This window comes from Litchfieldella rifensis (genome assembly GCF_042646605.1).
GTDB lineage: Bacteria > Pseudomonadota > Gammaproteobacteria > Pseudomonadales > Halomonadaceae > Litchfieldella > Litchfieldella rifensis.
In genome coordinates this window covers 300,824-310,217 of record NZ_JBHRUG010000027.1, presented here as the reverse complement: position 1 = coordinate 310,217, position 9,394 = coordinate 300,824, and the positions used below count along the sequence as shown (strand labels likewise).

Sequence of the window (9,394 nt, the reverse complement as noted above, 5' to 3'; positions counted from 1 at the left end):
CTGAAGGTCGAGCAGCCCATGTAGTGGTGCAGCATCTTGCCGTCCACGGAGAAGCGCGAGGTGCCGTCGGGCATCAGCCCCTGGCCCTGGGTGGCGCGCACCGCGCCGCACAGGTTGGTCTTGCCCGACAGGCAGAACTTGCACTGCCCGCACTCGGCGGTATACAGCGGGATCACATGGTCGCCGGGCTTGAGGCTCGTGACCCCCTCGCCGACTTCCTGGACGATACCGGCACCCTCATGGCCGAGCACCGAGGGAAAAAGGCCTTCCGGATCGGCCCCGGACAGGGTATAGGCGTCGGTATGACAGACGCTGGTGGCCTTGATCTGGACCAGTACCTCGCCGGCCTTGGGACCCTCGACATCGATCTCGGTGAGTTCCAGCGGCTTGCCGGCTTCCAGGGCGATAGCGGCACGTGATTTCATCAGGTTCTCCCGATCAGTAAAACGGCGATCAATGGCTCAAGCCGGTGCCGGCAAGTGACTGATAGCGACACAGATCGACACTGCCGGCGCGCGACATCATGTTTGCAGTCTAGGCGAGCCCGCACTGGGGGATAAACCGGGTTAGACTCACAAGATTATTGCCTGTTAGCAATAATTCAGAAGGAGAACGATACGCATGCAACGCTGGGATCGCATCGAGGCCTTCACCGAGGTGGTGCGCCTGGGCACCTTTTCCGCGGCGGCACGCCACTTGAAGGTTTCCAACTCGCATATCAGCCGCCTGGTCGGCCAACTGGAGAACCAGCTCGATACTCAACTTTTGTATCGCACCACGCGACAGATCCGTCTGACAGATGCCGGCGCCCTCTACTACGAGCATTGCCGCCATCTACTCGACGGCTTTCGCGAGGCCGAAGCCGCCATCAATGACCTGCAATCCAAACCCAAGGGCGTGCTCAACCTGACCTCGGCGACGACCTTCGGCGAGCGTTACATTGCCCCCCTGGTCAACGACTTCCAGTGCCTGCACCCACAACTCGAGGTACACATGCACTTCACCAATCGCCAGGTGGAACTGATCGACGAGGGCTATGACATCGCCATCCGCATGGGCGTCCTCAAGGATTCGACGCTGATCGCCCGGCGCCTGTGCGAACGACACGAGTATGTGGTCGGCTCCCGGACCTATTTCGAGCAGGTCCCCCGCCCCCATAGCCTGGCCGAGCTGGCCAGTCATCGCTGCTTGCTGGGTTCCCGCGATAGCTGGCTGTTCGAGGTCCACGGCCAACGCCGCGAGATCCGTATCAACGGCCGCTGGCAGGCCAACTCCGGCCCGGCCATTCTGGATGCCACTCTCAAGGGACTGGGGTTGGCCCAACTGCCCGACTACTACGTCGAGCCCTATCTCCAGTCGGGCGAGCTGATCTCGGTCCTGGACTCCTTCCAGCACACCGATACCGCCGTCTGGGCGGTCTACCCTCGCCACCGTCACCTGTCGCCCAAGGTGCGCCAGTTCGTCGATTTTCTGGTCGCGCATATCGACGAAAGGCTCCCCGTCCGCCATTACAGGAGCGCCTCATCCTAGGCCGGCACAAAAAAAGGGCGCCGTTCCAGGCGCCCAAGGGGTTGATACGAGAGAGAAATCGAGTCAGCGAGTCAACATTCGATGGCATTCACAGCCAGACCACCGCGGGAGGTTTCCTTGTACTTGTCCTGCATGTCGCGCCCGGTGTCGCGCATGGTGCGAATCACCTTGTCCAGCGATATGAAGTGCTCGCCATCGCCACGTAGCGCCATCTGCGCCGCATTGATGGCCTTCACCGAAGCAATGGCGTTGCGTTCGATGCAAGGCACTTGCACCAAGCCCCCGACCGGATCACAGGTCAGGCCCAGGTTATGCTCTAGGCCGATCTCGGCGGCATTCTCGACCTGACCGACGCTGCCCCCCATGACCTCGGCGAGCCCGGCCGCGGCCATCGCACAGGCCGACCCCACCTCGCCCTGACAGCCGACCTCGGCTCCCGAAATCGAGGCGTTCTTCTTGCACAGAATTCCCACCGCTCCAGCAGCAAGCAGGAAATCGACCACGTCGCGCTCGCTGGCACCCGGCTGGAATTTCATGTAGTAGTGCAGCACCGCCGGGATGATACCGGCCGCGCCGTTGGTCGGTGCCGTGACCATGCGCCCACCGGCGGCATTCTCTTCGTTGACCGCCAGAGCGAAGACGTTGACCCAGTCCATGGCCGAGAAAGTCGAGGCGATCAGGCTAGGGCTGTCCTCCACTGCCAGCAGGCGACGATGCAGCGCCGCGGCACGTCGCTTGACGTTCAATCCGCCAGGCAAAATCCCTTCATTGTGCAGGCCGGTCTCGACGCAGTCCTGCATGGCCTCCCAGATGCGCCACAGCTCGGCGCGAATTTCCGCCTCGTCTCGCCAGGCCTTCTCGTTCTCCAGCATCAGCTCGCTGATGCGCAGGTCATGCATCTGGCACAGCGCCATCAGTTCGGCGGCACTGTTGAAATCGTAGGGCAAGGATGTGGTATCGGTGTCCAAGTCACCCGTCTGAGCCTGGGCCTCATCGATCACGAACCCGCCACCCACCGAATAATAGGTGTTGCGATGAAGTTCATCGCTATGGCCATGGGCGATCAGCTGCATGGCATTGGGGTGATAGGGCAGGTTCTCTTCCAGCAGCTGCATGTCGCGACTCCACAGGAAGGAAATCGCCAGCCGGTTGTCGAGCAGCAGGGTCTGGGACTCGAGCAACTCCTCGATACACGGCGAGATGATGCTGGGATCGATGCGGTCCGGCCGCTCTCCCATCAGGCCCATGACCACCGCACGATCAGTGCCATGCCCGATGCCGGTGGCCGACAGCGAGCCATAGAGCCGCACTTCGATACGCGCCACGCGCTCGAGCAATTCCCGTTCACGCAACGACTGCACGAAATCGTAGGCTGCCCGCATGGGGCCCACGGTATGCGAGCTGGATGGCCCGACACCGATCTTGAACAAGTCGAACACACTGATGGACATGATGCTTACCTCGGGGCGCCGTTGGGCGCTTCGTCGCCATATGCCGCGTGCCGTACATCAATCTGGCTAAACCGACACGATTTCGATAGTGCCCTTGCCGGGCGTTTACGCTATGTTGGTCCCACATCGCCGTACCGACAACCGAGAATTACTTGTCCTTTGTTTAGAATGACTAAACCATGAACCGCACTCTCAATGCCCAGACCCATGCCTGGCTGAAGGTCTTTGCGATCAGCGCTCGTCACCTGTCGTTCACCCGCGCCGCCGAGGAGTTGCATGTCACCACGGGAGCGGTCAGCCAACAGATCAAACAGCTCGAGGAGCGCCTGGGCTTCAAGCTGTTCCGGCGCCTGCCCCGGCAACTGGAACTGACCGACGAGGGGCGCCGGCTGGCAGCCGTCGTCGACGAGGCCTATCAATCGGTGGGGCTGGAAGTGAAGCGCCTGCGTTCCGGGGTGATGAGCGGCATCCTTCGACTCCGCTCGGTACCCTCGTTTCTGACCAAATGGCTGATGCCACGACTGCCTCGCCTCCAGGCCCGGTTTCCCGACATCGAACTGCACGTGGCCGCCGAAGACAGCAACATCTCGCTGCGCGATGGCGACTTCGACCTGGCCCTGGACCTTAACGATGGACACTACCCGGGACTGCAGATCACCCCGCTGATGGACGAAGTGATCTTTCCGGTCTGCGCCCCTGGCCTGTTGCGTGGCAAGCCGCCCCTGCAGCGCCCCGAGGACCTGGCCTATTACCCGCTGCTGCACGACGTGACCGCCTGGCGCGGCAGCCACGACTATGCCGAATGGGAACATTATCTGCGCGCCATCGCCGCACCGCATGTCAATGTGCGTCGCGGCTATACCTTCAACCGCAATCAGTTGACCATGGAAGCGGCGATCGCCGGCATGGGCGTGGCCATCGCCCGCCAGACACTGATCACCAACGAACTCAAGAACGGTGCCCTGATCGCCCCTTTCCCGCAGCGTGTGGAAACCGGCAAGCGTTACGGAATCGTGCATGCCCAAGGCGCACTCGATGACCGACGCGTACGCGCCGTGCACGACTGGTTGGTAGAAGAGGCCAGGCGCAGCATACCCAAGGAGGTTGGGTAGCACAGCCCATCACGAGGACGGTAAAATTCAGGGACGACTTAATTTTACTTGGCTTGCCGGACGGACCCGCCTATGCCCCAACCTTCCAGGAATACCATCAGTTTTCGTGCCACCTGCCTGCGTGCTTTACTGTACATCCTGTTCGTCACCGCCCTGATGCAGGGCGTCGACTACGAAGCCCGCGATCTGAGCGAAACCCACTTCACGGAAATCGGCTTTACCGAATTCACCCAGACGCTATTGCTGGCCTTGGGGGTGGCATTGCTGCTGTATGTCCGTCAGGTGCTGAAGGCACTGCCCTCGGTGACACTATTGATGCTCGCTTTCCTGCTCGCCTCCCTCATCCGCGAGCAGGATGCCCATCTCGATACCCATGTCTTCGACGGCGCCTGGCAAGTGCTGGTGACCCTGGTGGTACTGCCCAGCCTGCTCCTGGTGATCCGTAGGCGTCGTGAATTCCTTGCCGAGTTCGAGCACTATGCCGACAGCTTTTCCTTCGGGCTGTTCGCCAGCGGTTTTCTGGTCACTTACGTCTTCTCACGCCTTTTCGGGCGCAGCGAATTGTGGATCGCCATTCTCGCCGAGAACTACGCACGCACGTTCAAGGACATCGTCGAGGAAGTCACCGAACTGCTCGGCTACAGCCTGATCCTGATTGCGATAATCGAATTGGTCATGCTGGTACGCCGCTGGCAAGCACGGCCCTGAGGCCCAATGACAAGACGCCCGCAAGCCAAGCTTGCGGGCGTCTTGTCGGCGATGGTTTCACACGCCTTTGCGTGCCAGCGACTATTCGTCCAGGAAAGAACGCAGCGGCTCGGAACGCGACGGGTGACGCAGCTTGCGCAGCGCCTTGGCCTCGATCTGGCGGATTCGCTCGCGGGTGACATCGAACTGCTTGCCGACTTCCTCGAGAGTATGGTCGGTGTTCATGTCGATGCCGAAGCGCATGCGCAGCACCTTGGCCTCACGCGCGGTCAGGCCACCCAGTACGTTGCGGGTTGCCTCGATCAGGCCCTCGCCAGTAGCCGAGTCAATGGGCAACAACATGGTGCCGTCCTCGATGAAGTCCCCGAGGTGCGAATCGTCGTCGTCCCCGATCGGCGTTTCCATGGAGATCGGCTCCTTGGCGATCTTCAACACCTTGCGCACCTTGTCCTCGGGCATCTCCAGGCGCTCGCCGAGTTCTTCCGGCGTCGGTTCGCGCCCCATTTCCTGCAGCATCTGCCGCGACACGCGATTGAGCTTGTTGATGGTCTCGATCATGTGCACCGGGATGCGGATGGTGCGTGCCTGGTCGGCGATCGAGCGCGTGATGGCCTGACGAATCCACCAGGTGGCATAGGTCGAGAACTTGTAACCACGGCGATATTCGAACTTGTCCACCGCTTTCATCAGGCCGATATTGCCCTCCTGGATCAGATCCAGGAACTGCAATCCTCGATTGGTGTACTTCTTGGCGATGGAAATCACCAGGCGCAAGTTGGCCTCGACCATTTCCTTCTTGGCGCGGCGCGCCTTGGCCTCGCCGATGGATAGCCTGCGGTTGACCTCCTTGAGCTCGGCCACGGGCAACTGCACCAGGTCCTCCTCGAAGGCGATCTTGCGCTGGGCCCGAGCGATATCGTTACGAAATGGCTCGAGACGCTCGCTGAACTTGGGGTTGGCGGTCAGGAACTCATCCATCCAGTCGCGGCGGGACTCGTTGCCCGGGAACGACTTGATGAAGGTCTTGCGCGGCACTTTGCCCTTCTTGACGAAGACCTGCATGACGACCTTTTCCTGCTCGCGCACCTGCTCGACGCTGATACGCACCTGACCGACCAGACGCTCGAAATGCTTGGGCACCAGCTTGATCGGCGAGAACAGCTCGGCCAGACGCGCCTGTTCCTCGTTGGCTTCCCGGGAGCCGCGCCCATGCTTGTCAATCGCCGCCTTGGCCAGTTCGTTCTGCTCGCGGATCTGCTCGAAACGCGCCTTGGCCTCTTCCGGGTCCGGACCGCCTTCGCTGGCAGTGCTGTCCTCGGCGTCGTCCTCATCGTCCTCGCTATCGCCAGCGTCCTCGGCGTCCAGGTCGTCGCTCACCTCGGCTTCCGGCACCTCGGCTTCCGCCACGCCGGGGATGCCCTCGTCAGGGTCGATGAAGCCGGAGAACAGGTCGGACAGACGCCCTGGGGCCTCCTCGTCCTGCGTGGCATCATAGGCCTCGAGGATCGAATCCACCGCGCCAGGCAGGTAGGCCAGCGCCGACATCACCTCGCGAGTGCCTTCCTCGATGCGCTTGGCGATCTCGATCTCACCCTCACGAGTCAGCAACTCGACGGTCCCCATCTCGCGCATGTACATGCGCACCGGGTCGGTGGTACGACCGACATCGCTCTCCACCGCGGCGAGTGCGGCCACAGCCTCCTCGGCGGCATGTTCGTCCGGGGAGTGATCGGCCATCATCAAGGTGTCTTCATCGGGGGCTTCTTCAACGACGCTGATACCCATGTCGTTGATCATGCCAATGATGTCTTCCACTTGATCCGGATCGGCGATATCCTCAGGAAGATGGTCGTTGACCTCGGCATAGGTCAGGAAACCCTGTTCCTTGCCTCGCGCGATCAACTCCTTCAGACGTGACTGCTGCTGCGCATTTCCAGCCATAGAAACCCTATCTCGACGAAGAAGAATGAAGCACCCAAACGTGTAGACGGTAAAAAACCGTAAGCCAATCAGTATAGCGGCTTACCGTGCTCATCCGCCAGCGCTCCATTTGCGCCGACGCTCAGGTGTGTTAATTTATTTGGTTGCATTCGCTGCCGGTTCAATCGAACGTATGCTCTTTAGATGGTGATAACAGTCAACAATTCAACCCTGCAGCCGATTCGCTCGATCTCGACGCTTCCTGCGCCCACGCTCAACGGCTGAGCGTGGTCAGCAACTCCATGAGCCGCTCCCGGTCTTCCCTGGATAACCGCTCTCCGCTCCGCTCCCTGGAGAGCAGGTCATCGAACTCGCTCTGCGGTGTCTGGCGTGACCACTGCTGGCGAAAATGTTCGACCAGACCATCCAACTCGGTGGCACGAGCCTCCCGCGGGATCAGCAACTCACGGCGCGCCAGTGCGACCAATCGCTGCCCCTCGGCCCGGCCATGGAAGTGCGCCAGCAACACCTGGGTGCTACGGTAACCTCCCGCCCGCAACAGGCCGATGACCTCCGCACACAGCGCCCCGTCGGGATCGCCGGTGGGACACCAGTCCAGCGTCTCTGGCAACCGCTCGACCAGACGCGGCTCATGCACCAGCAGTTGTAGCGTGCGACCAATCAGTCCCAGCGCTCCAGGCCGCCTCCCCACCTTGCTCGCCGGCAAACCCGCCGGCAGCTCGACAGCGGGCGGCGGCTCGTGACGCTCGTCCTCGGCCGGTTCTGCGGGGACCAGCAATGCCTGGAAGCGCGCCTGCTCGACCCCGGTGCGCTTGGCCAACTCACTGAGCAGCATCGTCTTGAGCATGCCCTCCGGCAGGCGTTGCAGCGCCTTCAGCACTTGGCTTGCATAGCGCTCGCGATCCTCCACGCGCGCCAGATCACGGCCGGTTGCCGCCTGCTCGAAAAGGAATTCCGACAACGGGCTGGCACAAGTGATGCGATCCTGGAAGGCATCGGCCCCTTCGCGCCGCACCAGGCTGTCCGGATCCTCGCCCTCAGGCAGGAATAGGAAGCGCGCCTGGCGACCATCGATCATCAGTGGCAGCACCGTCTCGAGCGCACGCGTGGCCGCCTGACGCCCCGCCCTGTCGCCATCGAAACAGAACACCACCTCTCCCACCAGCCGGAACAGCCGCGTCAGGTGCTCCTCGCTGGTCGAGGTGCCTAGCGTAGCGACCGCATTGCGAATCCCGAACTGCGCCAGTGCCACCACGTCCATGTAACCTTCGACGATCAGCACTCGCTCGAGGTGGCGATCGGCCTGGCGTGCCTCGTACAGGCCATACAGCTCGCGCCCCTTGTGAAACACCGGTGTTTCCGGTGAATTCAGGTACTTGGGCTTGGCATCGCCGAGCACCCGGCCCCCGAAGGCGATGGTGCGTCCCTTGAAGTCGCGAATCGGAAACATCACCCGATCGCGAAAACGGTCGTAACTGCGCCCACTGTCCTCGCGATGAACCAGCAAGCCGTACTCGATCTGCACCGCCTCGGGAATTCCCTGCTCGCCGAGGTGGCGCTTGAGCGCCTCCCAGTCGTCCGGCGCATAACCAACGCCAAAATCTGCCAGCACCTCGGCGGAGAGGCCGCGCCGCGAGAGATAGGCGCGGGCTGCTTCAGCCTCGGGCATCTTCAAACGGCTGCGAAAGAAGCTCGCCGCCAACTCCAGCAGATTGACCCCCTCCTTGCGCTTCCGTTCCCGCGCCAGGGCATGCGGGTCATCGCCACCCTCCCGCGGCACCTCCATCCCTTGGCGGGAAGCCAGTTGCTCCACCGCCTCGGGAAAACGCAGGTTGTCGTACTCCATCAGGAAGCGCAACGCATTGCCATGGGCACCGCAGCCGAAGCAGTGATAGAACTGCTTATCTTGACTGACGGTGAACGACGGCGTGTTCTCCTGGTGAAAGGGACACAACCCGGAATAATTGCGTCCGCTCTTCTTGAGCGTGACACGCTCCCCCACCACCTCGACCACGTCGACCCGAGCGAGCAGATCATCGATAAAGCGTTGCGGGATCTGACCGGCCATAGGCGGAACACTGTCCTGAATGACGAAGGGCGGGCAATGGCATCAAGAAGGCGGGAAAACACAAACGGCCACCGAAAGGCGGCCGCTTGGCGTCCCTCTTGAGACGACAGGGCGATTACACCCAAGCCATCTCCAGTACGGATCAATACAGCCGTTCGAAACGCTTGCGCTCACGCTGCAGTTTCTTGGCGTGACGCTTGACGGCCGCTGCCGCCTTGCGCTTGCGTTCGGCAGTCGGCTTCTCGTAGTGCTCGCGACGACGCACTTCGGAGAGAACACCGGCTTTTTCACAGGAACGCTTGAAGCGACGCAGAGCGACGTCGAACGGCTCGTTATCACGTACTTTGACAGAAGGCATTAAGCACTCACCTACCTTGAAATCATGAGTTCGGTTTGAACGCACACCCTTGAAGGCCACCGACTGCGGCTTGCCAGACGCTCGTGCTGCCAAGCGTGGCAGACCGCGATAGCGAAGGAGAAGCGAAAGACGAATGGAGCCCCGGGTGCACGACCCAGTCTTACAGCGCACAATATTGTAGTCCTCCCCTCGAGCCTTTGCAAATACCACCCTGCCCGCGAGGCTG

At 61.6% G+C, this 9,394-nt stretch carries 8 protein-coding genes; 3 read left to right on the top strand and 5 right to left on the bottom strand.

Going from position 1 to position 9,394, the window contains the following annotated elements; genetic code table 11:
• Positions 1-425: alcohol dehydrogenase catalytic domain-containing protein (locus ACFOEV_RS14035; protein ID WP_386775141.1), on the bottom strand; the 425-nt coding region annotated here is incomplete at its 3' end.
• Between the two features lie 196 nt (positions 426-621).
• Between ACFOEV_RS14035 and ACFOEV_RS14030 the strand changes: the two genes are divergently transcribed.
• Entirely contained in the window at positions 622-1,530 is a 909-nt protein-coding gene (locus ACFOEV_RS14030) for a LysR family transcriptional regulator (protein ID WP_386774954.1), read from the top strand.
• Between the two features lie 71 nt (positions 1,531-1,601).
• Here ACFOEV_RS14030 and ACFOEV_RS14025 read toward each other — a convergent pair whose 3' ends face one another.
• The gene (locus ACFOEV_RS14025; protein WP_386774952.1) at positions 1,602-2,981 is read right to left on the bottom strand and encodes an L-serine ammonia-lyase; all 1,380 of its coding nucleotides are present in this window, start codon (positions 2,979-2,981) and stop codon (positions 1,602-1,604) included.
• 179 nt (positions 2,982-3,160) lie between these two features.
• On the opposite strand from ACFOEV_RS14025, the gene ACFOEV_RS14020 reads away from it, so the two are divergent.
• The gene (locus tag ACFOEV_RS14020; RefSeq protein WP_386774950.1) at positions 3,161-4,093 is read left to right on the top strand and encodes a LysR substrate-binding domain-containing protein; all 933 of its coding nucleotides are present in this window, start codon (positions 3,161-3,163) and stop codon (positions 4,091-4,093) included.
• Positions 4,094-4,165: 72 nt separating this feature from the next.
• A complete protein-coding gene (locus ACFOEV_RS14015) occupies positions 4,166-4,801 on the top strand; it encodes a hypothetical protein (RefSeq protein WP_386774949.1) in 636 nt (211 codons plus the stop codon).
• 81 nt (positions 4,802-4,882) lie between these two features.
• Here the strand turns inward: ACFOEV_RS14015 and rpoD are convergent, their stop codons facing one another.
• The 3 genes from rpoD to rpsU form a co-directional block, all read right to left on the bottom strand.
• Entirely contained in the window at positions 4,883-6,742 is a 1,860-nt protein-coding gene (gene rpoD, locus ACFOEV_RS14010) for an RNA polymerase sigma factor RpoD (protein ID WP_386774947.1), read from the bottom strand.
• 253 nt (positions 6,743-6,995) lie between these two features.
• Positions 6,996-8,810 (bottom strand): DNA primase, encoded by a 1,815-nt coding sequence (gene dnaG / locus ACFOEV_RS14005; protein WP_386774945.1) that lies wholly within the window; start codon positions 8,808-8,810, stop codon positions 6,996-6,998.
• A 142-nt stretch (positions 8,811-8,952) separates the two neighbouring features.
• Entirely contained in the window at positions 8,953-9,168 is a 216-nt protein-coding gene (gene rpsU / locus ACFOEV_RS14000; protein ID WP_016416934.1) for a 30S ribosomal protein S21, read from the bottom strand.
• Positions 9,169-9,394 lie beyond the last annotated feature (226 nt).

What these genes read in the sequence shown, in the direction of transcription:
- dnaG (WP_386774945.1), bottom strand. Translation starts at nt 8,810, where the DNA reads ATGGCCGGTCAGATCCCGCAACGCTTTATCGATGATCTGCTCGCTCGG.
- ACFOEV_RS14025 (WP_386774952.1), bottom strand. Translation starts at nt 2,981, where the DNA reads ATGTCCATCAGTGTGTTCGACTTGTTCAAGATCGGTGTCGGGCCATCC.
- rpsU (WP_016416934.1), bottom strand. Translation starts at nt 9,168, where the DNA reads ATGCCTTCTGTCAAAGTACGTGATAACGAGCCGTTCGACGTCGCTCTG.
- ACFOEV_RS14020 (WP_386774950.1), top strand. Translation starts at nt 3,161, where the DNA reads ATGAACCGCACTCTCAATGCCCAGACCCATGCCTGGCTGAAGGTCTTT.
- ACFOEV_RS14015 (WP_386774949.1), top strand. Translation starts at nt 4,166, where the DNA reads ATGCCCCAACCTTCCAGGAATACCATCAGTTTTCGTGCCACCTGCCTG.
- ACFOEV_RS14030 (WP_386774954.1), top strand. Translation starts at nt 622, where the DNA reads ATGCAACGCTGGGATCGCATCGAGGCCTTCACCGAGGTGGTGCGCCTG.
- rpoD (WP_386774947.1), bottom strand. Translation starts at nt 6,742, where the DNA reads ATGGCTGGAAATGCGCAGCAGCAGTCACGTCTGAAGGAGTTGATCGCG.